Source organism: Deinococcus malanensis, assembly GCF_014647655.1.
Taxonomy (GTDB): Bacteria; Deinococcota; Deinococci; order Deinococcales; family Deinococcaceae; genus Deinococcus; species Deinococcus malanensis.
In genome coordinates, this window is sequence record NZ_BMPP01000001.1 from 36,943 (window position 1) to 59,230 (window position 22,288).

22 protein-coding genes and 2 tRNA genes are annotated in these 22,288 nt (G+C 63.4%); 16 read left to right on the forward strand and 8 right to left on the reverse strand.

Features of this window, described 5'->3' with window-relative positions; all coding sequences use genetic code 11:
• Positions 1–973 (reverse strand): metallophosphoesterase (locus IEY49_RS00185; protein WP_189003418.1); only part of this gene is annotated, 973 nt, incomplete at its 3' end.
• 99 nt (positions 974–1,072) lie between these two features.
• On the opposite strand from IEY49_RS00185, the gene IEY49_RS00190 reads away from it, so the two are divergent.
• Together IEY49_RS00190 and thrS are read left to right on the forward strand one after the other, a co-directional pair.
• Entirely contained in the window at positions 1,073–1,474 is a 402-nt protein-coding gene (locus IEY49_RS00190; protein WP_189003420.1) for a DUF805 domain-containing protein, read from the forward strand.
• Positions 1,475–1,786: 312 nt separating this feature from the next.
• Positions 1,787–3,736: a threonine--tRNA ligase gene (gene thrS / locus IEY49_RS00195; RefSeq protein ID WP_189003421.1), complete on the forward strand. Its 1,950-nt coding sequence runs from the start codon at positions 1,787–1,789 to the stop codon at positions 3,734–3,736.
• 158 nt (positions 3,737–3,894) lie between these two features.
• Here the strand turns inward: thrS and IEY49_RS00200 are convergent, their stop codons facing one another.
• A complete protein-coding gene (locus IEY49_RS00200; RefSeq protein WP_189003422.1) occupies positions 3,895–4,752 on the reverse strand; it encodes a DsbA family protein in 858 nt (285 codons plus the stop codon).
• A gap of 277 nt (positions 4,753–5,029) precedes the next feature.
• On the opposite strand from IEY49_RS00200, the gene IEY49_RS00205 reads away from it, so the two are divergent.
• Entirely contained in the window at positions 5,030–5,746 is a 717-nt protein-coding gene (locus tag IEY49_RS00205; RefSeq protein ID WP_189003423.1) for an esterase/lipase family protein, read from the forward strand.
• A 24-nt stretch (positions 5,747–5,770) separates the two neighbouring features.
• Here the strand turns inward: IEY49_RS00205 and IEY49_RS00210 are convergent, their stop codons facing one another.
• On the reverse strand, positions 5,771–6,637 hold the full coding sequence (locus IEY49_RS00210) for a glycerophosphodiester phosphodiesterase family protein (protein WP_189003424.1): 867 nt from the start codon (positions 6,635–6,637) through the stop codon (positions 5,771–5,773).
• Positions 6,638–6,772: 135 nt separating this feature from the next.
• Here IEY49_RS00210 and IEY49_RS00215 point away from each other — a divergent pair.
• The 3 genes from IEY49_RS00215 to IEY49_RS00225 all read left to right on the forward strand — a co-directional run bounded on the left by IEY49_RS00215 (position 6,773) and on the right by IEY49_RS00225 (position 8,309).
• Positions 6,773–6,846, forward strand: a tRNA-Cys gene (locus IEY49_RS00215).
• A 14-nt stretch (positions 6,847–6,860) separates the two neighbouring features.
• A tRNA-Val gene (locus tag IEY49_RS00220) sits at positions 6,861–6,935 on the forward strand.
• Between the two features lie 432 nt (positions 6,936–7,367).
• Complete coding sequence (locus IEY49_RS00225) at positions 7,368–8,309, forward strand: hypothetical protein (RefSeq protein ID WP_189003425.1); 942 nt, start codon at positions 7,368–7,370, stop codon at positions 8,307–8,309.
• 45 nt (positions 8,310–8,354) lie between these two features.
• Here IEY49_RS00225 and IEY49_RS00230 read toward each other — a convergent pair whose 3' ends face one another.
• Positions 8,355–8,750, reverse strand: a complete 396-nt coding sequence (locus tag IEY49_RS00230; RefSeq protein ID WP_189003426.1) for a cupin domain-containing protein — start codon at positions 8,748–8,750, stop codon at positions 8,355–8,357.
• 220 nt (positions 8,751–8,970) lie between these two features.
• Here IEY49_RS00230 and IEY49_RS00235 point away from each other — a divergent pair, with 220 nt between their 5' ends.
• Positions 8,971–9,999, forward strand: coding sequence for a phosphotransferase enzyme family protein (locus IEY49_RS00235; protein WP_189003427.1), 1,029 nt, complete (start codon positions 8,971–8,973; stop codon positions 9,997–9,999).
• A 189-nt stretch (positions 10,000–10,188) separates the two neighbouring features.
• On the opposite strand, the gene IEY49_RS00240 is transcribed toward IEY49_RS00235, so the two are convergent.
• The 4 genes from IEY49_RS00240 to IEY49_RS00255 form a co-directional block, all read right to left on the reverse strand.
• On the reverse strand, positions 10,189–11,181 hold the full coding sequence (locus IEY49_RS00240) for a tyrosine-type recombinase/integrase (RefSeq protein ID WP_189003428.1): 993 nt from the start codon (positions 11,179–11,181) through the stop codon (positions 10,189–10,191).
• 4 nt (positions 11,182–11,185) lie between these two features.
• On the reverse strand, positions 11,186–11,581 hold the full coding sequence (locus IEY49_RS00245; RefSeq protein ID WP_189003429.1) for a type II toxin-antitoxin system VapC family toxin: 396 nt from the start codon (positions 11,579–11,581) through the stop codon (positions 11,186–11,188).
• Positions 11,578–11,790, reverse strand: coding sequence for an AbrB/MazE/SpoVT family DNA-binding domain-containing protein (locus tag IEY49_RS00250; protein ID WP_229780553.1), 213 nt, complete (start codon positions 11,788–11,790; stop codon positions 11,578–11,580). Before IEY49_RS00250 ends, IEY49_RS00245 begins: the two co-directional genes overlap by 4 nt.
• Before the next feature lie 642 nt (positions 11,791–12,432).
• Complete coding sequence (locus IEY49_RS00255; RefSeq protein WP_189003431.1) at positions 12,433–13,254, reverse strand: SDR family NAD(P)-dependent oxidoreductase; 822 nt, start codon at positions 13,252–13,254, stop codon at positions 12,433–12,435.
• Between the two features lie 277 nt (positions 13,255–13,531).
• On the opposite strand from IEY49_RS00255, the gene IEY49_RS00260 reads away from it, so the two are divergent.
• The 9 genes from IEY49_RS00260 to IEY49_RS00300 all read left to right on the forward strand — a co-directional run bounded on the left by IEY49_RS00260 (position 13,532) and on the right by IEY49_RS00300 (position 22,288).
• Positions 13,532–14,974 (forward strand): ABC transporter substrate-binding protein, encoded by a 1,443-nt coding sequence (locus tag IEY49_RS00260; RefSeq protein ID WP_229780554.1) that lies wholly within the window; start codon positions 13,532–13,534, stop codon positions 14,972–14,974.
• A 66-nt stretch (positions 14,975–15,040) separates the two neighbouring features.
• Positions 15,041–15,979: an ABC transporter permease gene (locus IEY49_RS00265; RefSeq protein WP_189003433.1), complete on the forward strand. Its 939-nt coding sequence runs from the start codon at positions 15,041–15,043 to the stop codon at positions 15,977–15,979.
• A 43-nt stretch (positions 15,980–16,022) separates the two neighbouring features.
• Positions 16,023–16,868, forward strand: a complete 846-nt coding sequence (locus IEY49_RS00270) for an ABC transporter permease (protein WP_189004184.1) — start codon at positions 16,023–16,025, stop codon at positions 16,866–16,868.
• Positions 16,865–17,866: an ABC transporter ATP-binding protein gene (locus IEY49_RS00275; protein WP_189003434.1), complete on the forward strand. Its 1,002-nt coding sequence runs from the start codon at positions 16,865–16,867 to the stop codon at positions 17,864–17,866. The genes IEY49_RS00270 and IEY49_RS00275 overlap by 4 nt, the downstream gene beginning before the upstream one ends.
• Entirely contained in the window at positions 17,863–18,900 is a 1,038-nt protein-coding gene (locus IEY49_RS00280) for an ABC transporter ATP-binding protein (RefSeq protein WP_189003435.1), read from the forward strand. Before IEY49_RS00275 ends, IEY49_RS00280 begins: the two co-directional genes overlap by 4 nt.
• On the forward strand, positions 18,900–19,934 hold the full coding sequence (locus IEY49_RS00285; RefSeq protein WP_229780555.1) for a GntR family transcriptional regulator: 1,035 nt from the start codon (positions 18,900–18,902) through the stop codon (positions 19,932–19,934). Before IEY49_RS00280 ends, IEY49_RS00285 begins: the two co-directional genes overlap by 1 nt.
• Positions 19,900–20,634, forward strand: a complete 735-nt coding sequence (locus IEY49_RS00290) for a creatininase family protein (protein WP_189003436.1) — start codon at positions 19,900–19,902, stop codon at positions 20,632–20,634. Before IEY49_RS00285 ends, IEY49_RS00290 begins: the two co-directional genes overlap by 35 nt.
• The gene (locus IEY49_RS00295; RefSeq protein WP_189003437.1) at positions 20,631–21,662 is read left to right on the forward strand and encodes a ketopantoate reductase family protein; all 1,032 of its coding nucleotides are present in this window, start codon (positions 20,631–20,633) and stop codon (positions 21,660–21,662) included. The genes IEY49_RS00290 and IEY49_RS00295 overlap by 4 nt, the downstream gene beginning before the upstream one ends.
• Positions 21,659–22,288, forward strand: a complete 630-nt coding sequence (locus IEY49_RS00300; protein WP_189003438.1) for an RraA family protein — start codon at positions 21,659–21,661, stop codon at positions 22,286–22,288. The genes IEY49_RS00295 and IEY49_RS00300 overlap by 4 nt, the downstream gene beginning before the upstream one ends.

Sequence of the window (22,288 nt, forward strand, 5' to 3'; positions counted from 1 at the left end):
CCACAGTGTAGAAGCGCAGGGTCAGGATGTCGGGTCTGACGTCCAGCCAGACAAATCCTGGGGCCCGGTAAGCCTCGAAGGCGGCTGTCCTGGACCCGGCCCGGTCTCGGTCCGCTTTCCCGGCCGCTCCACTGACGACCGTCCAGGTGCCCGGACACTCGGGCTGTGGGGCAAAAAGTTGCAGCGCGTGATCATGTCCGGAGAGCAGCAGGTCGGCCTTACGGCAGGCCACGCCATACAACTCGCGCACCGCGCCGCCGCGCTGAAAGGTCAGGGGCAGATTGTCGTAGGCCCCGGCGTCCCCATGCCGGCCATTGCTGAACAGGGGGTGATGCCCCAGAACCAGCTTCCAGCGCGATCTGCTGCCGGCCAGCGCTTCTGATAGCCAGGCCCGCTGCGCGCGGTCCCAGGGGCCGCCGGGCCGTTCATTGACCCGCACCCCGGGCAGGTAGGCAGCGAGCGGCGCCGTATCTACCGCAAAAAATTCAAGCAGAGGGCCCTGGGGCGCCCGGTAGGTCCTGGCTGGCATGACCCATTGAGGATTGATGCGCGAATAGGCGACCTGGGCCTCCGCGCCGCGCGGGTCGGCGCCGTCGCCGCCGCGCACCCAGGACTCGTCGTGGTTTCCTGGAATCATCAGGAAGGGCACTTTCAGCGGTCCATAGATCTCCGCAAATCGCTCGCGGAACAGGGGAGAGGCAGGGTCCCTGGGGCCTGAGGGATAGAAGTTGTCTCCCAGGCCCACGCCCAGGTCACAGCCTTCACTGGCGCAGATCTCGGCCATCGCTGCGGCTACGCGGCGCTGCACTTCGGTTCCAGTACCTTGATCACCCATCACCACCACGCGCAGGCGACCCGGATCGTTCGGAGCAGCAACCTGTGCCACCACGTCCGGAAAAGGGGTCTGGCTTTGCAGCGGTGCAGGTGCACATGCAGAGAACAGTCCAAAGGCCGCAAACAACAGGAGGCGCATGCGTACAGCATAAAGCGGCTTCAAAAGGCCGCTCATTTCTTCCACATAAACGGACAGAGTGGTGTAGCCTGAGCTATCTCAATATCAGCTGGAGGGGTCATGAACGAGTACATGAACGTCCTGAAACACCACTATGCCGACTTCAAAGGACGGGCGCGCCGCCGCGAATACTGGATGTTCGTGCTGGTGAACTTCATCATTACGGTTGTCCTGACGACGGTGGACAGTCTTGCCGGCCTGCGGCTGGGAGAAGGCCCGCAGACGGTGGGTATCCTCAGTGCCGTGTATGCACTGGCTGTGTTGATCCCAGGTCTGGCACTGTCGGTCCGTCGGCTGCACGATACCGGTCGTTCGGGCTGGTGGGTGCTGCTTGCCCTGGTGCCTATTGTTGGGGCCATAGTGCTGCTGGTGTTCTATGTGTTCGAGAGTCAGCCGGGCAGCAACAAGTGGGGTCCCAATCCCAAGGAACACGGCGGGGTCGCCGCTGCTCCCAGCTGGTAACTGTTGTTCTCTGGCCCCTGGACCCAGTGATCCGGGGGCCTTCTTCGTGTTCCCATCCAGGGTGCCGGGCGACATAGCAGATTTCCAGGCTTGCCCAGGCTGGCTGCAACCCGCTATCCTGAGCCCATGAAGCCTCTCGCCCATCACTCCGGTCTGGTGATGCGTGGCGTGTGGCAGCGACGAATGCCCCACCTTCCCGGTCTGGCTACCCGAACTCTGAGCGCCTGAGAACCCCCAAGCGGTTTTCAGGCGTTTTGCTGGGTCGCGGCCAGACCGGGTCTGTCTTGTCTTGAATATGTAAGGAGAAAACATATGCACGTCGTTCTTCCTGACGGAAAACAACTTGAACTGCCCATGGGTGCCACCGCTCTGGACGCGGCCAGTGCCATTGGCCCCCGTCTGGCCCAGGATGCGCTGGCCGCCACCGCCAACGGCGAACTGGTGGATCTGATGACGCCGCTGCCCGATGGCGCCAGCATCACGCTGATCACCAAGAAAAACCCGGGGGACGCTGCGCCACTGTTCCGGCATTCGCTGGGTCACGTAATGAGCCAGGCCGTTGGCGAGTACTACCGCGCCAAGGGGTACACCGACGACCGCATCAAGCGCGGCGTGGGCCCCAGCATCGAGAACGGCTGGTACCAGGATTTCGATCTGCCCGAGCCCCTGCGCGAGGAGGACCTGCCCGAGATCGAGAAGATCATGCGCGAGATCCTGTCCCGCAACCTCGCCTTCACGCGCCGCGAGGTCAGCAAGGCCGACAGCCTGGCGCAGTTTCCGCACGATCCCTACAAGCAGGAGCTGATCCAGGGGCTGCCGGACGATGAGCCGATCACCTTCTACCAGCAGGGTGACTACGTGGACCTGTGCCGTGGCCCGCACTTTCCTTCCACGGGCCGCCTGCCGGGTGCATTCAAGCTGATGAGCACCTCTGGCGCCTACTGGCGTGGCAACGAGAAAAACCCCATCCTGCAGCGCGTATATGGCGTGGCCTTCGCCAGCCAGAAGGAACTCGACGAGTACCTGCACCAGCTGGAGGAAGCCAAGCGGCGCGATCACCGCAAGCTGGGCCGGGAACTGGAACTGTTCACCATCGATCCGCTGGTCGGCAAGGGTCTGCCCCTGTGGCTGCCCAACGGTACGGTGCTGCGCGAGGAACTGGCCGGGTTCCTCAAGGAGCATCAGTTCCGGCGCGGCTACCAGGGCGTGATTACGCCGAACATCGGGAACCTGGAACTGTACAAGACCAGCGGTCACTACCCGTACTACGCCGACGGTCAGTTCAACCCCATCGAGGTGGACGAAGAGCAGTACATGCTCAAGCCCATGAACTGCCCGCACCATGTGCGGATCTACGCCAGCAAGCCGCGCAGCTACCGCGACCTCCCGGTGAGGCTCGCGGAGTTCGGAACAGTGTACCGTTACGAGCAGAGCGGCGAACTCAACGGCCTGACCCGCGTGCGCGGTTTTACGCAGGACGACGCGCATCTGTTCTGCCGCCCCGACCAGCTGAAGAAGGAATTCCTGGACGTGCTGGACCTGACGGTGCTGGTCCTGAAGACCTTCGGCATGAACGACGTGCGCTTCCGGGTGGGCACCCGCGACCCGGAAAGCGACAAGTACGTCGGCGACGAGGCGAACTGGGAACTGGCCGAGCGTCAGATTATCGAGGCGGTGGACGAGGTTGGGCTGCCCTACACCATCGAGCCCGGGGACGCGGCCTTCTACGGTCCCAAACTGGACTTCGTGGTCAAGGATGTGCTGGGTCGCGAGTGGCAGCTGGGCACCATCCAGGTGGACTACAACCTGCCTGAGCGCTTCGACATCTCCTACGTGGGTGAAGACGGCCAGGACCACCGCCCGATCATGATTCACCGTGCGCCCTTTGGCAGCCTGGAGCGCTTCGTGGGCATCCTGATCGAGCACTACGCCGGCGACTTCCCGCTGTGGCTGGCACCTCGGCAGGTCATGATCATTCCAATTGCCGACCGCCACAACGAGTACGCCGAGCAGCTACGGAGCGAACTGCATACCGCCGGCCTGCGCGCCGAGGTGGACGACAGTTCCAACCGCATGCAGGCCAAGGTCCGCACCGCCGAGCTGAGCAAGATTCCGGTGATGCTGATCGTGGGCGACAAGGAGCAGGAGGCGCGGCAGGTCAGCGTGCGCGAGCGCAGTGTCGGGGGTCATAAAGAGCGCAAGGGCGTGGCCTTCAATGACCTCCGGGCCGAACTGCTGGAGCGTTACCGCACCCGCATCTGATCCCTGGCAGAAAGGCCGCCCAGGCTACAGGGCGGCCTTTCTGCTGGTGAGACAGAGGGGAGTCGGCCTCTTCTGACAAATGCAACGGGTCAAGCGGGTGCAGTGCGCAGGACGTCCAGATACTGCCCTCCTACCGCACTCCAGAGGTGCGGCCTGTTTTACCGGAAGCTCGAAAGCCGCTTTTCGATCAGCCCTGCAGCGCTGGGCTTTGCGGTGGTGACTGCCATGACCTGTGCCCACTCGGTGGCGTCAGTGTAATCCTGCAGTTTCATTCCATTCAGAAATACAGTCGGCGTGCTGCTGACCCCCAGAGCAAGTCCAGACTTGACCTGTGCGTCGACCACTCCCCTGAACGAACGCTGGGTCAGGCAGTCGTCAAAGGTCGCTGCATTCAGGTCCGTGCTGCGGGCATAATTGCGGAACTGTGTGTCCGCGTCGCGGACCGGAAGACGGCTCCAGGAACCGAATTCTCCGAAGATCCGGTCGGCCATCTTCCAGAAGGCGCCCTGCGCGGCGGCGCATTTACTGGCTTCTGCGGCGGCAAACGCATTCTTATGAAAGTCCAGTGGAAAGTGATAATGCGCCACGCGGTACAGGGCCGCCTCTTTTTCCCAGGCCGGGAGTGCCTTGTCCCACAGATCCCGGCAGTATGGGAACTGGAAATCACTGTAGATCCGGATGATGTTCGGCGCGGCGGCGTGGCCCGACACATTGCGTGTGGCCGGAAAGGCAGAATCCGGCCAGAGTTTCAGGGCCAGGTAGGCGTGCCACTGGGTCTGCCTGCCCTGCCCGGTGATTTTTATGGCAATCACGTCCTGCCTGTACTCGTCTGTGAACTCGGTGAAACTACGGCGCGCTGAGGCCAGCAGTTCAGGGTGGCTCAGCTGCTTGACAAGCTGCGGTACCCCGGCTGCCGGGGTTCCCCAGGCGGCGGCGACTCCCGGAGCCAGGGCAGCACCTGAAGGGGCTTCCACCAGCACGCCCACTACACGTCCGCCGCTGACATCCAGCGTCACGGTAGCGTCTCCGCTTTTCAATACGTTGCCGCTGGCACGGAAATTTTTCAGAACCTCCTAGCGAACCGTGGCCTGTGGTGTCTGCCATAACTGTGCCCCTGCCGTCGAGGCCAGCGCCACTCCCCAAATCAACCCCTGAATCGCCGTTCTCACGAGTGTAACGTTTCTCACACTGAGTGTTAAGTCACACTGAAGATTTTTTTTGATTGGGACGTCTTTAAGATGTTAGTTTGAACCAGATCCAAAAAATCCACAACGTTCCACCCGAGGAGATGTCATGCACACCCCCTTCAAGGCCCTGGTTACCACCACCCTGACAGTCGCCCTACTCTCTGCCTGTGGCACTACGCTGCCTGAGCTTCCCGACTCCGGCTCTGCGCCGGAGCCCAGGATCCAGGCACTGGCCATCACCCGGCACCCGGTACTGTTTGTGCATGGGTACAGTTCCAGCGGCTCGGTCTGGACCACCATGATCGCCAATTTCAAGAAGGACGGCTGGACCGATGCTCACCTCTTCAACTGGTCCTACGACTCCACCCGCTCCAATTCTGTGACTGCCGACCTGATCCGTCAGAAGGTCGATGCGATTCTGGCCCAGACGGGCGCCACGCGCGTGGATATCATCTCCCATTCGATGGGCGGGCTGTCGTCGCGCTATTTTCTGAAAAATCTTGGGGGAGACAGCCGGGTCGACGCCTGGGTGTCGTTGGGTGGACCCAACCATGGGACCAATACCGCAAATGCCTGCTGGTACATTTCCTGCTACGAAATGCGTGAAGGCTCGTCCTTCCTGAATACGCTGAACAGCGTGGATGAGACGCCGGGTTCCGTGCGTTACGCCACCTGGTGGTCTGCGTGTGATGAGATCATCAACCCTGACCGGAGTGTGCTGCTGACAGGGGCAGTCAATACCCAGACCACCTGCCTGAGCCACAGCCAGCTGTACCAGAGTTCGGCAGTGTATGCCCAGGTGCGCGACTTGATCCACCGCTGAGTTCTGGCGGCAGACTGGTCTGGATCAACGGCCCTTCTGTTCTTCGATCAGGACCTTTTTCAGCAGATCAGGGCGGTCCGTGATGATTCCGTCGACACCCATGCGGACCAGACGCCGCATTTCAGCCTCATCATTGATGGTCCATACCTGCACCGCGACTCCCCGCGTATGCATGGCGCGGACAAAGGCCGGTGTGACCACCGTGATGCCCCCAGCCCGCACCGGAACCTGAGCGCTGCGTCCGGGAAGCCGTCCAAGACGGGCGAGCCCGACCTTGCTGAGCAGGACCAGGGGACGCAGTTCCCGAGCGGTCATGCTGGTCATCACTTCCGGACAGGCCGTCCGGAATTCCCTCAGGGCCACATCACTGAAACTGGCGGCAATGACACGGTGGGTCGCCCTGGCAGCGCGCAGAGCCTGACAGAAAGGTCTGGCCATGCTAGGCCGTTCCTGCTTGAGCTCAATGATCATCGGCGTGTCCGGGAACTCCTTCAGCACTGCCGACAGCTGAGCTACCCGAATTCCCTGCCCCCGGAAGGGAAAGGTTTTGCCCCCGTCGAACGACAGCGCGTCACCAGCGTCGGCAGCCAGCACCTGAGCCAGCGTCAGGTCGGCAATGCGGCCCTGGGCATCGGTGAGCCTGCCCAGGGTCTCGTCGTGCGACATGACCAGGGCGCCGTCCCGGGTGGCGTGCATATCCATTTCCAGCATGTCGGCACCCAGGGCCACGGCGTTGCGGTAAGCCAACGTGGTGTTGCTAGGCCACAGTTTTTCGCCGCCCTGGTGCGCGATGATCCAGGGCCGCTGAGTGATGAAGGGGTTGTCAGGCGGGGCGCTGGCGCAGCCTACCAGCAACCCCAGAAGTCCCAGTGCCCAGACCATGTACTTCATTCCGTTTACTTTACCGGGCCTGGTCAGAGGCCACACCGGTTTACAGCCTGCCAGTGCCGTGCTAACATTCCTTCCGCTGGAGAGGAGAGACCCACCAGCCCCACGCACGGGACAGCACGAACCGCCCCTGCAAGCGGCGCTGTAGCCAAGTGGTAAGGCAGAGGTCTGCAAAACCTCCACCACCGGTTCGAGTCCGGTCAGCGCCTCCAATCTATACCCTTATAGACTCGTAGCTCAGGGGTAGAGCACTACCTTGACACGGTAGGGGTCAGGGGTTCAAATCCCCTCGAGTCTACCAGCGAACGCCCACCCAGTGGGCGTTTTTCCATTCCTATTTGTCGTGACTTCCCCTTAGGTAGCAACGGTGGCAGCAACCAGTGGCTCGTCAGCAATGGTCTGTCAGATGAAACCTCGTGGACTTTCAACCTTCGAAATGCCAGCGTAAAGTCATGTGCAGTAATACAGCTTGGACCCGAATGGGCGTCCACGTTTTCCAGGGCACGTACCAGCCGTCCCTTCCCGCCAGTCGCGGACCACGGATACCAAGGTCCGGTGTCACAGACCAGGCGCTGCCCTCTGCTGCGCAGCCTGTGGACCGGCTGAACGCCTCAGAACGTTTGTGATGCTTAATGCGGAAGATGTTATGAACTCACCCTATACGCCCCCCGGATATCTCAGCTCGCCTGAAAGATTGGGCCGCCCGGAAGGCCCCTCAATCTCTCCTGAACAAGTGGCTTCCGATGTCCGACACCTGCTCGAGGCCCATCAGCATCATGTCGTCGCGACCGCTGACGCTATTCGTCTCCTGGCCCGTTTCCCCTTGGCTGTCCAGCCGGATCACGTGAAACGCACCAACGGGCGCGAGCAGGTTTTTTTTAATCTGGGGCACCTCCCCGTCCAGACCATCCGGGAGATCGCAGGGTGGATTCAGCATTGCTGGGCTCAGGAGCCCGACCACCGCTTGGCCCTGGTTGGCATCATGAATCTGGACTGGATGCCGGAGGTGCGTTCGCTGGCTCAGGGGGTCGCAGACGAGCTTCCGGAAGGCGAACGCACGTTCGTGCGGGCGTACTTCAACCTTCCGGGTCCATCGGAGGTGCGCTTGTGGGTCAAATACACCAGCTGCCGGAACGTCCGGTTGAGGGCCGAAGCCCTGACAGGTGAAGTGGCGAATGCGCTGAATGGAGCGAGGCTGTTTTCCCCCGCACGTACCTTGCACTCCAGTCTGGAGAAGCTGGAGCGCAGCCTCACCTGGACCTTCCGCCTGCCCTACGAGGTGGACATGCAACGCGCTCAGATGTGGGCGCACCGCACTCCAGAGGGCTATACGGAAGACGGCATCGCCACATATCCCGCTCGCTGGGAGGAGCTGTACTTCACAGAAGAAAAGTACCCGCTGGAGGACTTTGCGTCCCTTCGTGCCCCACCTCTGGAGTCACGTCAGAATCTGGTGCGTCGCATTCACTCTGCGCTGCCGCAGGCCCTTCCAGATTCGGAAGGGGTCAGTACGGCGATTGCTGACTTATGCCAGGACTACCTGGAATTCCCTGAGCAGTATCAACAAGCCTGTGAGGGGATAGGCACGCCTGCCCATCCCAGGTTTTCTTTTCATGCGATGACAGGCCACCGTTACCCTGCGAGGCTGCGTTCCAACCTGACAAATTCAAGTTGACAAGCCACTAGTCCGCTGTCCAGCTCACTTTGAGGACTTGTCGCCTCAAATCTTGCTTTTGGGCTCGCGCCAGTGTGACACGGGGTCCTGCGCCGGGAAATACACGAGGAATGTTGCGGATGACATGCTTTTGTTCCGCCAGCCATGCTCGACTCCAGGGCGGATCAACACACTGCTGGGGGCATGCATCTCGAAGTACTGGCCGTCCATCATGACGCTTAGGGTTCCACTGAGGACGGTGATGATTTCTTCCACGTCATGGTGATGGATCGGAACGTATCCGCCTGGTTCAGCCTGCTGTTCCGAGAGTTCGCAGTGCTGAGCTCCGGCCAAAGCGCCAATAAGGTCTCGGCGGGCAACCTGCCAGTAGGGATGATGCTGCCAGGGCTGCTGGTCGTGTTCGGTTGGGGCCACCTTTCCACTGTAGGTGTCTTCAAGCATGGTTGTCGCTCCCACCCACAGCTGCCGGAAGTCATCTGCAATACCCCTTTTCATCAAAGTGAGCTGGACAGCGGACTAGTGCGCTGTCCAGCTCACTTGGTCGGATAGAGGTGGGTGAAGTTATCTCGCGCATCTGGGCGTCGAGACTGCCACTTCCGCCTCTGATTTTCGAAGCTGGCCATCTCGGCCCAAGGCAACACGCCGCTTTACACTCAAAACAATGAGCGCTGAACCCGCCCTCGATCGCGCCGCGCTTAAACTTCACCTGCATGCCGCCTACGGCATGCAGGTGGAGACGCTTTCCTTCCTCTCAGCGGGCACCCTGCCAGCCTACCGAGCCGATGGCCCAGGTGGACGCTTCTTCATCAAGATTGTCCCCGGGACGCGCTCAGGTGTCCAGGCTGCCCAGCGTCTCGCGAGCGAAGCGGTTCTCCTGCACGAGTTAAACCAGATTGGAGACCCGCTCCGCGTGCCGCGCCTCCTGCCCACACGGGACGGAGCGGACCTTTCGACGTGCGGCACCTTCCGTGTTGCGGTGTTCACGTGGATTGAAGCGGTAAACCTCGGTTCGACCTGGGAGGATGCACTCCCAGAGCTTGCTGACCTGCTTGGCCACCTTCATGCCCATACCTCTGATGTGACGGCCCGCCTTCAACATTTTCCTTGCCCACCAGAGGACTTCGCTCTGCCCTTTGAAGTGGCGCTTCTCAAGGATCTTTCAAACCTCGCGCACTTGTCGCGAACAGCGCGGCCAGGGATGCTCCTCCTGCGTGATCTCCTGCTGGAGCACGAGGCGACTGTCCGCCACCATCTGAAGCACGCCCGGGCGCTCCGCGTTCAGGCACTCTCGCGTCCCCAGTCCTTCGTCCTGTGCCATACCGATGCCCATGGTGGCAACGTGATGCGTGACGCGAACGAGCAGTTGTGGCTCGTCGACTGGGAGATGGCGCGGCTCGCACCCCCTGAGCATGACCTGTGGATGCTGCTCGTCCGCCGACCTGAGGTCCTCCCCGCGTACCACAGCGCTGTCGGGCGCACTCAACCGTTGAGTCCCGACGTACTGAGTTTTTATGTCCTGCGCCGCGTTCTGGAGGACCTGGCGGTCGACGTGAACGCCATCATGCATGAGCACACGCGCGACGAGGACGACGCTGAAACCCTGGACATTCTCTCGCGGTTCGTCCTCCCTGCCCTTGATCAGGCTGAACAGGATTGCCGATCAGTGGGTCAGGTCGTACCTCCTCATTGAGGCCCTTTGCCTGATCCTGTTCCAGCAGGGCTATAAATCAGTCATCAGTTGCCGCGACATGCCAAAAAGGCCCACAGGAGACCTCACGGCACCTATCCGCCAAAGTGAGCTGGACAGCGGACTAGGGGTGAGGACTGGAGTATCGCCGTGGAGGCCAGGGAATGTGTGACCACACCTGTCAGAAGAGGATCACCATCCGCTCAGATCATCTTTAAGGTCGTCAGCGGCCAATTGTGCGTACCCTTTGCGCGTGGTGTCTACCGACTCGTGCCCGAGGTGTGCGGCCACCCGACCGAAATCCTTGACCTGCTGGAGGAGGCGAGTGCCCGCGTATTTCCGTCCTGGATGGAAGCCCCTAAATTTTACGCTCGCGACCGTGAACGCTTTCTGGATGTGGTACCGCGCGGTCATCACGCTCGCATACCGGAAGACGTGCGTGGCGGTCGTCGTGCGTTTTCCGTCCGTATGGTCCGGGCCGCCTGGGCCGAAGAGTCCCCGGTAGTGCCGCGTCGCCCGCGCCAGACTCGTGCTCATGGCCACGATGCGGGCTTTGCGGCCTTTCCCGGAGCGCACGTGAATCCGCTTTGCGGCTTCATCCAGGTCTTCCCATTCCAGTGCCAGCGCTTCACTGATGCGCAAGCCCGCGTGCGCCGTGAGGAAGAGCAAGAACTTAGCGTGTATATCTGCTTTCTCCAACACGTCCGCGAGCTCGTCCTCACTGTACGGGGGTCGTTTGATGATGCCTGGCGTGCGGTCTTTGGGGACGCGGGCGTCACGGAAGGGGTCCGCTTCGGTGGCGCCGGCCCAGCGTAAGGCGCGGTACAGGCAGCCCGCTGCGGCAACTTTCAACTGAACGCCAGCGGGTTTGCGTCCCTGGGCGAGCATGGCGTTGATGTACCCCTGGGCGTCATGCCGGTTGGGCCGGAGGAGGTTGATGGCCTGGGTGGTGGCGTACTCGATGAACTGACGGGTGCCGAGCGCATACGCTTCGACGGTACGCGGGCTGGTGAGCACCCCACTCCCACCGTGGTGGGCGAGGTAGGCGGTGGTTAAGGACACCAGCGCAGGGATGTCTTTGTCTCCTGCGGCTTTCACCGCCCGTCTCCGGAGCTCGTCATCGTGGAGGTTGGTCCACTCCCGCGTCTGAGCGAGGAGATCGCCGTGGTAAACCGCCAGTGTCACGCGCTCACCTGATCAGCCTGACCTGAACGCCCACGTCCAGGTCACTCCAGGCACGGTCGGTCGTGAGGACAGGAGCGATCAGGCGCCGTCCGAGCGCGAGACAGTACCGGTCGCCCAACGAGAGGCCGGCGTGCCGGGTGTTCACGCGGAGCTCAGCCACGTGAACAGCGTCGTCCGGCTGGCCAGGGTCAATCTGCAGGAGTTGACCGATCAGGCCGCGGTGCGTGAGGCGCTCCTGGACCTGTTTGGGGTCATCGCCTCGCTCCGCGCGTTTGCTGAGGACTTCCACCCAGTTGACGTGGTGGATGGTGCACCCGTGGCCGAGGGCCGCCTCGACGTGTTCGGCACCGGGTTCGTCGGCGAGGTATGCGAGCAGGGCGCTGGCATCCAGGACGGTCACTCCAGGTTCTCCCGGCGGGCTTCCTCGTGCCTCTCGGTGGTGAGTTCGTCGGAGAGTGAGGGGCCGTCGTCTTTTAGGAGACCACGGAGTTCGGCGGCGAGAGCGGCGGAGGTGACGAGTTCTGCGTGCCCGGCATCTTGCACGCGGATGATCAGACGGCTGCCGGTTGTCAGTTGGAGGTGTTGGCGGAGTTCGGCGGGGAGTGGCACGCGTCCGCCTGCTTTCACTTCGTGCTGCTGAGTCACTCGTCCTCGTTGTTCGCTGGTGTCATGGTGCTTGCGTGCCTTGTGTGCTTGATGCTTCCAGCGCGGCTGCACCCCCGCTTGAGCCACGCGGACAACCTGATCCAGTAGCAGCCGGGCACCCGGAAAATGAACGCGCCGACGAACTCGCCGTGCAAGCCCGTGACGCCGCCGCCAAGCTTCCCAGAGAGCCGCGCTCAGGGCCGGTGGGCGTCCCACCGAGTATCGGACCACTGAGTTCCAACCCAGCTAATCCGCTTCTGGCACAGAAAGCATCTTTTCCCCAGGGGAAGGAGTCCGGGCGCTCTCGCTCGCATGGTGGTTATGCCACCGTGCGTGAGCCAGAGTGCAGGTGAGTGATGAGACCTCACGCCTCGCCTTTACCTGTGACCGGTCATGCTCGCCAGTTCGCGCCTCATGGCGACATCACGTTCGGGGAGGCCCAAGCGACCATAAAAAACTCTCCGCCACCACCGATGGGGCAAACACGCTGGGCGGTCCTGAGCAACCCGCCCAGGCCGTGGACACCCTGACCGGTCTTCCGGTAGATGGATACCACGAGATATCCGATCAAGGGATAGGGGCGAGACGGGTTGTTCAGTCGTCAGGCTAGCCGTGATTGAAGGTTGCTGTGCACCCTCCGTCCACCGTGACGATCGAGCCGGTCATGAAGGAACTCTCGCTCGATGCGAGGAAGATGACAGCCCGCGAGATTTCATCCGCGTGCGCCTGCCGTCCGAGGGGTTGACGTGCCGCGTTCGCTTCGCGACGGTCGTGCGCTGCCTGGGCTTCCGCTGGCGGGAGGCTGGCGCGGCGTCCACCCATGTCGGTGTCTACATATCCCGGGCAAACGGCATTGACGCGCACACCGTGCTGGCCGTAATCCACGGCCAACTGCCGGGTCAGGTTCACGACTCCGCCTTTGGAGGCGCAGTAGGCCGGTGCGTTGGGAGCGCCGATCAGGCCGTAGGTCGACGCGACGTTGACGATCACGCCCGAGCCACTCCGCATGAGGTGCGGCAGGGCATGACGTGCGCAGACGAAGGGACCACGCAAATTCACGGCCATCACGCGGTCCCAGGTCTCGAGGTCCAGCTCGTGAGCGGGAGCGTTATCCCCTCCGATTCCGGCGTTGTTGACCAGCACGTCGAGCTGCCCGAAATGACGGACCGTGGTCCCGATAAGTTCACGAACCTGATCATCATCGGCCACGTCACAGGGGAGGAAAATGGCTTCCCCGTGTGCGGCAGTGAGAGCAGACAAGGTGCGCTCCGCACCCTCGGAATGGATATCGGCGATGACCACCCTGGCGCCTTCGGCTGAGGCCGCCAGCGCAATGGCACGGCCGATCCCACTGGCTCCGCCCGTGACGAGCACAACGAGGTCAGTCAGGCGTCCGGCCGCCGCATGGCCGTGCTCATTTTTGGTCATGCAGCCCACTGTACAGCCCAGCCGTTGAGCAGCTCGACCAACCGTCGTGGGGGAGGTGGACTTTCACGGGCTTAGGTGTTATGTTCATCCATAACACCATAACACCCATAACACGAGAGTCACGGTCCGCATCCATGGAGGTGCCCGAATGAAAAGATTCATCCGAACCACGCTCGCCGTCAGTACCATGCTCGCCTGCACTCACGCTTTAGCGGTTACGCGAGGTGGCGAACTTGTCTACGGCCGTTATGCTGATTCACTTTTCCTCGATCCAGTCTTGAACGACGCCAACCTCGACATCTGGATTCTCACCAACCTGTACGACACGCTGCTGCAACCCACCGCCGACGGCAAGGGTGTGCAGCCTGGTCTCGCGTCTGCCTACACCGTGGCCCCCGGTGGAAGGAGCATGCGCCTCACCCTGCGCCCCGGCCTGCGTTTCGCCGACGGCAGCGCCCTCACCGCGCAGGACGTCAAATGGTCACTCGACCGTGCCCGTAAACCCGACAACGGTGCCTGGAGCGGCTCCCTGGCCTCCATCAGCACCATTGTCGCCAGTGGCAACACGGTCACGCTGAATCTCAAGCAGCCCGACCCGACGCTGCCCGCCGCCCTTGCCACCTTCAATGCCGCCATCATGCCGCAGAAGCTGTTCAACGCCGCGCGTGGCACCACCGAGGCGGCCAAAGCCAAAGCCTTTGCCGAGAAACCCATCGGTTCCGGACCCTTCGTGCTGAGCTCCTGGAAGAAGGGCTCGTCGATGGTCCTCAAGCGCAACCCCTACTACTGGAAGAAGGGCTCGGACGGGAAGGCTCTGCCGTATCTGAACTCGATCCGTTTCGAGATCATTCCCGACGACAACACCCGCATCCTCAAGCTCCAGGCGGGGGAACTCCACGGGGCGGAATTCATCCCGTTCAGCCGGGTCGCTGAACTCAAGGCGAACCCCAACCTCAACGTGCAGCTGTTCCCGTCCACCAAGGTGAACACCGTCCTGATGAACAACCGGCCGAAACTCAAAGACGGCACGGTCAACCCCCTCAGTGACGTACGCGTCCGGCAGGCCATCAACCACGCCACCAACAAGGAAGCGCTGATCCAGCTGGTCACCTTCGGCAACGGCAAGCCGATGCGGTCCTTCATGTCCGCGACTACCCCACTGTTCGCGCCGCAGACCATGTACGCGTACAACCTGGCCAAGGCCAAGCAGTTGCTGACCGCTGCCGGTTATGCAAACGGTTTTGAGGTCACCGTCCTGGCTTTGAGCGGGAGCGCGGACGAACTCGCGCAGCTCACCGCGCTGCAACAGATGTGGGCGGCGGCAGGGGTGCGACTGAAGATCGAGCAGCTCGATTCCGCCACCAGGACCGCCCGCTACCGTGCAGGTGACTTCCAGATGCGCGCTGCCGCCTGGACGAATGACATCAACGATCCCAGTCAGATCACCAGTTACTTCGCCATCTACGACAATATTCAGTCGCTGTACACCGGCTACAAGAGCCCTGAGATCGACCGCCTCTTTGCACAGAGCCAGCAGGAAACCAATCCCGCGCGGCGTGCCAGTCAGTACAACCAGATACAGGGCATCTACATCAAGGCGGCGCCCATCGTGTTCCTGTATGAGACGCCGTATCCCGTCGCCCTGTCCAAGAAAGTCAGTGGCTTCGTGCAGATTCCCCTGGGCAACAATATCTTCGCTGCGACGTCCCTCGAGAAGTAAGGCACCTGACGGGGCCCCTCCACCTCAACAGGTGGACGTGGCCCCGTAGCTCTTTGGAGGAACGTCATGCGCGCCACGTACGTCCTGAAGCGGCTCCTGCAGATCATTCCCACCTTCATCGCTGTGCTGATCCTGGTGTTCCTGCTGGTGCGGCTGCTGCCCGGCGACCCAGCAAGCGCCATCCTCGGCGACCGTGCCACACCTGAAATTGTGGAACGCACCAGGCGTGAACTGGGGCTCGACAAACCGCTGCCCGTTCAGTTCGGCATTTTCGTGCAACACCTGCTGCGCGGTGATCTCGGGGAGAGCAGCAGCCTGAAGGTCCCGGTGCTCCGGTTGATTGTGGAGCGCCTGCCGATCACGCTGTTCCTGTCTGTGTATGCCGCCATCATCGCCGTGCTGCTCGCTGTGCCTCTGGCGGTGCTCGCCGCCGTGCGCCGCAATACCTGGGTGGACAGCCTGATCCGCGGCGTTTTCCAGGTGGCCCTCTCCCTGCCGGTGTTCTACGTCGCGCTGCAGCTGCTCACCCTGCTCGGGGCGAAACTGGGTTGGTTTCCCATCGGGGGATACGGTGAGACCTTCAGGGACCATCTGTATCACCTCTTTCTGCCGGCCCTCACGCTTGGATTCAACCTCGCGGCCATCCTCGTGCGCACACTGCGCAACTCCATTCTGGAAGTTCTGACCGCGGAGTATGTGGAATTCGCCCGCTCCAAGGGCCTGCAGTCCCGGGTGGTGATGCTGCGGCACGTGCTGCGCAACGCCCTGATCTCCACCGTGACCCTGCTCGGACTGAACATCGGTGCCCTGATTGGTGGAGCCGTGATCACCGAGTCGGTCTTTGCCATTCCAGGCGTGGGCCGCCTGATGATCGACGCCATTTTCGGACGGGACTACCCGGTCATTCAGGGCCTCACCCTGGTGTTCGCGGTGCTGGTGTCGCTGGTGTTTCTGATGACGGACCTGATTCACGCCCGCCTTGACCCACGCGTGCAGCACGCATGAGGCACCTCCCCTCTCACCCTGGACGGAGAACGCCGTGACTACCATGAACCCCACAACAGCCGCCGCCGCACCGCGCCGGACGCGCAGGCGGCCGAAACCTACCCTGGTGATGGGTGTGCTGCTGCTGCTGCCTATTCTGGCCGCGACGTTCGCCCCGGGCCTCATCGCCCCCTACAGCCCCACCGATTTCGACTACTCGGCCATCCTGAAAGGTCCCAGCGCGAGTCACCCGTTCGGGACAGACAATTTCGGACGGGATGTGTTCAGCCGGGTCGTGTACGGCACCCGCATCGATATGCAGATTGCGCTCCTGACCACGCTCTTCCCCTTCGTATTCGGGACTCTGCTGGGCGCGTTCACAGGCTTTGTCGGCCGCTGGCCGGACACCCTGGTCGGCCGCGTCGCGGACCTGGTGGTGGTCTTCCCGTTCCTGGTGCTGGTCATCGCGATCGTCGCGGTCCTCGGGCCGGGCCTCACCAACATGTACATCGCGGTGAGTGCAGTCGGCTGGGTCGCGTATTGGCGTCTCGTGAGGGGAGAGGTGCTGGCCCAGAAGGAGACGGAGTACGCGCAAGCCGCGCGCGTCCTGGGATTCAGCCCCACGCGGGTCCTGCTGAGACACATTCTCCCGAATGCGGTCACGCCCGCCATCGTGTACCTCATGACCGACATGAGCCTCGGCATTCTGCTGGGCGCCTCACTCGGGTACCTCGGACTGGGCGCGCAACCCCCCACACCCGAGTGGGGCGTGATGGTCGCCGACGGCAAGAACTTTATGGTCACCGCGTGGTGGATCTCGGGATTCCCAGGTCTGGCCCTCACCCTGGCGGGCGTCACCTTCAGTCTGATCGGCGACGGTCTGGCCGACGCCCTGAGGCCCCGCTCATGACCGAATCAGCGTCCACCATCCTGAGCGTCCAGAACCTAAACGTTCACATTCCGACCCCGCGGGGCGAACTGCACGCGGTGCGCGGCGTCGATTTCGATCTGCAGCGAGGCGAGGTGCTGGGCCTGGTTGGCGAGAGTGGCAGCGGTAAAAGCGTGACGCTCCGGGCCCTGCTGCAACTGCACCGCAAGCCCATCCGGGTCACGGGTGCGGTGCATTACGACGGGCAGAACCTGATGGGGCTGTCTGAAGGCCGGTTGCGCGCCGTGCGCGGCGCACAGATCGGCATGATCTTCCAGGAGCCGATGACCGCCCTGAACCCGGTGCTGACCATTGGAGAGCAGATCCGCGAGAACCTGCAGGAGCACCGCGCGCTCCGGGGCCGTCCAGCCGAGGACCGCGCCGCAGAACTCCTTGATCTGGTCGGCATCCCGAGCGCCCGCACCCGTCTGAAGGACTACCCGCACCAGTTCTCCGGAGGCATGCGTCAGCGCGCCATGATCGCCATCGCCCTCGCGTCGGAGCCGCGCGTGCTGCTGGCCGACGAACCGACCACCGCGCTGGACGTGACCATCCAGGACCAGATTCTCCGGCTGATCCTGCGACTCCGGGAGCAGCTCGGCATGAGTGTCATCCTGGTGACCCACGACCTTGGGGTGGTCGCACAGACCTGTGACCGGGTGGCCGTGATGTACGCCGGTCGCCTGGTGGAGACCGCAGGTGTGACTGACCTGTTCCGGCAGCCCAGGCATGCCTACACCCTCGGACTGATGCGCAGCCTGCCCGATATTGGCGCGCATCGCCGACCGCTGCAGCCTATTCCGGGTTCGCCCCCCGACCTGCGGGACATTCCCCAGGCGTGCGCCTTCAGCCCGCGCTGCAGTTTCAGCAGCCAAGCCTGCTTTGGCGCAGAACCTCCGCTTATCCCCATTCGTGACGGGCGGGCCAGTGCCTGCGTTCATCACGCCGAGCTGCCCGGTGTGGTTGAGGTGACCTCATGACAGGCGAACAGCATCCCCCGGAACCCCTGCTGAACGTTCAGAACCTCACCAAAACCTTCCCTGTCCGGCAGGGCCTGCTGGAGCGCTGGCAGGGCAAACCCGCCAAGGTGGTGCGCGCCCTGACGGACGTGAACCTGAGCGTGCAGCGTGGCGAGACCCTCGGCCTGGTGGGCGAGAGCGGCTGTGGCAAATCCACGTTAGCCCGCTGTCTGGTGCGGCTTCATCAGGCGGACACGGGCAGCGTGCGGTACGACGGCCAGGAGGTGCTGGTGTTGCAAGGAGACGCGCTGCGGCAGTATCACCGCCGCGTGCAGATGATCTTTCAGGATCCCTTCTCCTCACTTAATCCCCGCATGACGGTCGGACAGACCCTGCAGGAAGTGCTTACCGTCCACCGGTTGCGACCGAAAGCGCAGCAGAACGAGCGGATTGATGAACTGCTGAGTCTGGTGGGACTACCGGCCGAGGCGGCTGGCCGACTGCCGCATGAATTCAGTGGGGGACAACGGCAGCGTATCGGAATTGCCCGCGCGCTGGCGCTTGAACCTGAATGCATCGTCGCCGACGAACTGGTGAGCGCCCTGGACGTGAGCGTGCAGGCTCAGGTGGTGAACCTGTTACTGGAACTGCAGGAGAAGCTGCACCTGACGGTGTTGTTTGTCGCGCACGACCTGCGCCTCGTCCGGCACCTCTCTCACCGGGTGGCCGTGATGTACCTTGGGCGGGTCGTGGAAGTCGCCACGACGCAGGACCTGTTCGAGCAGCCCGCTCATCCGTACACCCAGGCCCTGCTGGCCGCCGCTCCCCTCCTTGAGCCGGGACACCGGTCAGAGGTTTCCGCCCTGACGGGCGAGCTGCCCAGCCCGCTCAACGTCCCCAGTGGCTGCCCGTTCCGCACGCGCTGCCCCCACGCGTTCGACCGCTGCGTCACCGAGCGTCCCGAGCTCGCGGAGATCCGCCCTCTGCAGCAGGTGGCGTGTCATCTGTACGATCCCGTTGACCGGGAAGCCCGCCAGCCGGCTGGAGCCAGCTGATGCCGCAGGACGTAGAGGCGGACACCTCACCTTTCACGGTCGACCGGACGCTGAGCGTGCCCCTCAACGTGCAGTTGCGGGGCCAGATCGAGTACGGCATCGCCTGTGGGGAGCTGCCTCCAGGGGCACGGCTGCCCAGTGTCCGGGATCTCGTGGCACAGACGGGCGTCGCGCACGTCACGGTCGCCCATGTGTACAAGGATCTGGCGGCACGTGGCCTGATCGTCACTCTTGCCGGCCGAGGCACCTTCGTGGCCGACCCCAGCTCTCAGGGGGCAGTGCAGGACGTCGCGGCGCTGCGCGGTCCGCTGAATGACGCACTGATGCAGGCGGCCAGGGAAGGTATTGAACCTGAGCGGGTCGTCGCACTGTTACAGGCAATGATCGCACGCGGGCACACGGCGCGCGATACGGGTGTGCAGGTTGTGCTCGTCGGTGTGCTGGATATCGCCACCCGGGCCTATGCTCAGGAACTGCAGGCTCTCCTTCGGCCGGAAGACCGCGTGAAGGCCTGCACGTTCACGCAGCTCGCCCAACCTGGCCTGGTCCAGGAGGTGCGGAGCGCGGACATCGTTCTTACCCTGGGCCACCGGCTGGCCGAAGCCCGCGCACTGCTGCCAGGTCTGGACATCCTGCCGGTTCGCGTCACCGTCTCGTTTGAGACCCGGGGGCAGCTCGCCGCCCTCCCACCAGACACGCGTCTGGCCCTCATCGCCACGTTCGACGACTTCCTCCCGACGTTCCTGACCGGCGCGCACCGGTTCGCGCCGCAGGTTCGGGATGTCCGCGCGGCCCACCTCGCGGAACACAACCTCCCTCAGCTGCTCGCGTGGTGTGACGCGGCGGTGTATGCCAGCGGCGCGGACGGAATCGTCACGGCCCTCAACCCGGGCACGTTCGCCTTTGAGTACCGTCACGCGGTTGACAGGCCTGACGTGGAGCGGACCCTTCTGCCCGTCATTGCGCAGCACCGCGCCCTGCTGCGCGAAAGGAAACGCCATGAAAATAGAAGCAATGAACTGGATGCAGGTTGAAGCGTACCTCCAGCAGGATGACCGTTGCGTCGTCCCCCTGGGCAGCACCGAACAACACGGGTTCATGAGTCTGGCCGTAGACAACATCCTGCCAGAGCGGCTGGCGGATGAGGTCGCCGGGCCGCTCGGCGTGCCGGTATTCCCCACCCTCAACTACGGCATCACGCCCTACTTCCGTGCCTACCCGGGCAGCGTGACCCTGCGCGTCCAGACGTACCTGAGTGTCGTCCGGGATGTCCTCGACAGCCTGTATGAGCAGGGGTTCCGGCGCATCCTGATTGTGAACGGCCACGGAGGGAACTCGCCCGCTCAGGGCTTCGCAGGCGAATGGTCTGCGGACCATCCCGGCGCACAGGTGCTGTTCCACAACTGGTGGAACGCGCCCAGGACCTGGCAGGAAGTGCAGCGGATCGACCCGGTTGCCTCGCACGCCTCCTGGATGGAAAACTTCCCCTGGACCCGCCTGCCCGGCGTGACCCTTCCAGACACGCAAAAACCCATGGCCGATCTGGACCGGTTAAGGCTCCTGTCGCCGGCGCAACTGCGACAGACGCTTGGCGACGGCAATTATGGGGGCCTGTACCAGCGGAGTGACGAGGACATGCTGGCGTTATGGGCCGTGGCTGTCCAGGAAACGGCAGGCCTGCTGCAGCACGGGTGGGCCCCAGCCGTCCAGGACCGGTCGGAGCCGCTGACGTGAAGCTGCTGGTGTGGGGAACAGGGGCCATCGGCGGGACGATCGGTGCCTACCTCGTCCGGGCCGGGCATGATGTCACCTTCGTGGACTGCGCTGCAGATCATGTGCGTAGCGTCCGCGAGAGCGGCCTGCACATTGAGGGACCTATCGACACGTTCACGGTACAGGCCCCGGCCTTCACGCCCGAAGAGGTCGTGGGCCGGTGGGACCATGTGCTGCTGTGCACAAAAGCGCAGGACACCGCGGGCGCTGCGGTACAGCTTGCCCTCCACGTCACCCCGGACGGCTGTGTCGTGTCGGTACAGAACGGGTTGAATCCCCTTGTCCTCAACGCCACCTTCGGGGCGGACCGGGTGCTCGGGAGCTTCGTCAACTTTGGGGCAGATTACCTGCGACCTGGCGTGGTGCACTACGCGGGGCGGGGCGTGGTCGTGGTCGGCGAGCAGGACGGTCGCCTCACGGACCGTGCGCGTGCCCTGCACGCCGTCCTGCGGGACTTCGACGAGAACGCCGTGCTCAGTGAGAACATGTACGGGTACCTGTGGAGCAAGCTTGGGTATGGTGCGCTGCTGTTCGCCACAGCCGTGACCAACGACGGCATCGCGGACGCGCTGGCGCGTCCGGAGGACCGGACGCTGTACATCGCCCTGGGACGCGAGGTGATGCGGGTTGCCCTGGCTCATCAGGTCAACCCGGAAGCCTTTAATGGCTTTGAGCCTGCCGCTTTCCTGCCTGGCGCCAGCGACGACGTGGCGCACGCCAGCATGGATGAAATGGTCGCCTTCAACCGCCGGAGTGCCAAGACGCACAGCGGGATCTGGCGTGACCTCGCCGTCCGCAAACGCCGCACAGAGGTGGACGCTCAGCTTGGCTGGGTGGTGCACTTCGGCCGGGAGCACGGTGTGCCAACCCCCATCACCGCTCGCCTCGTGGACCTGATTCACGAATTGGAGAGCGGTCAGCGTGAACTAAGCCGTGCGAACCTCGCGGAACTCCACGCGGTGATCCCGGCCGTCACTCCGGCGTCATGACCACCGCGGCAGCCGGTCTGCGCGCCCTGTTGCCAGCCGGCGACCTGACGTGTGTCGTGAGCGACGCGCTCGACCGTGGCGGGGCGCTCAGCGGCGCCTTCCGTCCTGTCTGGTCTGGTGCGAGCTGCGCCGGGGAGGCGGTCACGGTACGCACGTTCGGGACGGATCTCAGCGCCGTGTTCGACGCGATTGCGGAGGCTGCGCCGGGCAGCGTCCTGGTGATCGACTCGCACGGGATCACGGGAACCGCGTTCTGGGGGGAACGGACCACGCGCGCCGCCCTGGCACGCCGCCTCGCGGGAGTCGTGATCGACGGAGGTTGCCGGGACGTGACGGCTGTACGTCGGCTGGGCTTCCCAGTGTTCTGCACAGCCATCACGCCCAACGCGGGGTTGGCGGGAGGACGCGGCGCCGTCAACGTCCCCATTCAGGCGGGGGGCATTCCCGTGTCACCGGGGGACGTCGTGGTGGCGGACGAGAACGGGGTCGTGATCGTGCCGGGCCACCTTGCAGCCAGCACCCTCGAACGCGTGCGGGTCCTGCTTGCTGCGGAGCAGCAGGCGTTTGCTCAGGCTGACCGGGGCGCGGCGGCGCCACCGGATGGCACGGAAGGAGAAATGGTTTAA

Coding starts and splice junctions, on each gene's coding strand:
- IEY49_RS00265 (WP_189003433.1), top strand. CDS start 15,041: ATGCGCGCCACGTACGTCCTGAAGCGGCTCCTGCAGATCATTCCCACC.
- IEY49_RS00255 (WP_189003431.1), bottom strand. CDS start 13,254: ATGACCAAAAATGAGCACGGCCATGCGGCGGCCGGACGCCTGACTGAC.
- IEY49_RS00210 (WP_189003424.1), bottom strand. CDS start 6,637: ATGAAGTACATGGTCTGGGCACTGGGACTTCTGGGGTTGCTGGTAGGC.
- IEY49_RS00280 (WP_189003435.1), top strand. CDS start 17,863: ATGACAGGCGAACAGCATCCCCCGGAACCCCTGCTGAACGTTCAGAAC.
- IEY49_RS00205 (WP_189003423.1), top strand. CDS start 5,030: ATGCACACCCCCTTCAAGGCCCTGGTTACCACCACCCTGACAGTCGCC.
- IEY49_RS00290 (WP_189003436.1), top strand. CDS start 19,900: ATGAAAATAGAAGCAATGAACTGGATGCAGGTTGAAGCGTACCTCCAG.
- IEY49_RS00275 (WP_189003434.1), top strand. CDS start 16,865: ATGACCGAATCAGCGTCCACCATCCTGAGCGTCCAGAACCTAAACGTT.
- IEY49_RS00300 (WP_189003438.1), top strand. CDS start 21,659: ATGACCACCGCGGCAGCCGGTCTGCGCGCCCTGTTGCCAGCCGGCGAC.
- IEY49_RS00230 (WP_189003426.1), bottom strand. CDS start 8,750: ATGCTTGAAGACACCTACAGTGGAAAGGTGGCCCCAACCGAACACGAC.
- IEY49_RS00285 (WP_229780555.1), top strand. CDS start 18,900: ATGCCGCAGGACGTAGAGGCGGACACCTCACCTTTCACGGTCGACCGG.
- IEY49_RS00235 (WP_189003427.1), top strand. CDS start 8,971: ATGAGCGCTGAACCCGCCCTCGATCGCGCCGCGCTTAAACTTCACCTG.
- IEY49_RS00190 (WP_189003420.1), top strand. CDS start 1,073: ATGAACGAGTACATGAACGTCCTGAAACACCACTATGCCGACTTCAAA.
- thrS (WP_189003421.1), top strand. CDS start 1,787: ATGCACGTCGTTCTTCCTGACGGAAAACAACTTGAACTGCCCATGGGT.
- IEY49_RS00270 (WP_189004184.1), top strand. CDS start 16,023: ATGAACCCCACAACAGCCGCCGCCGCACCGCGCCGGACGCGCAGGCGG.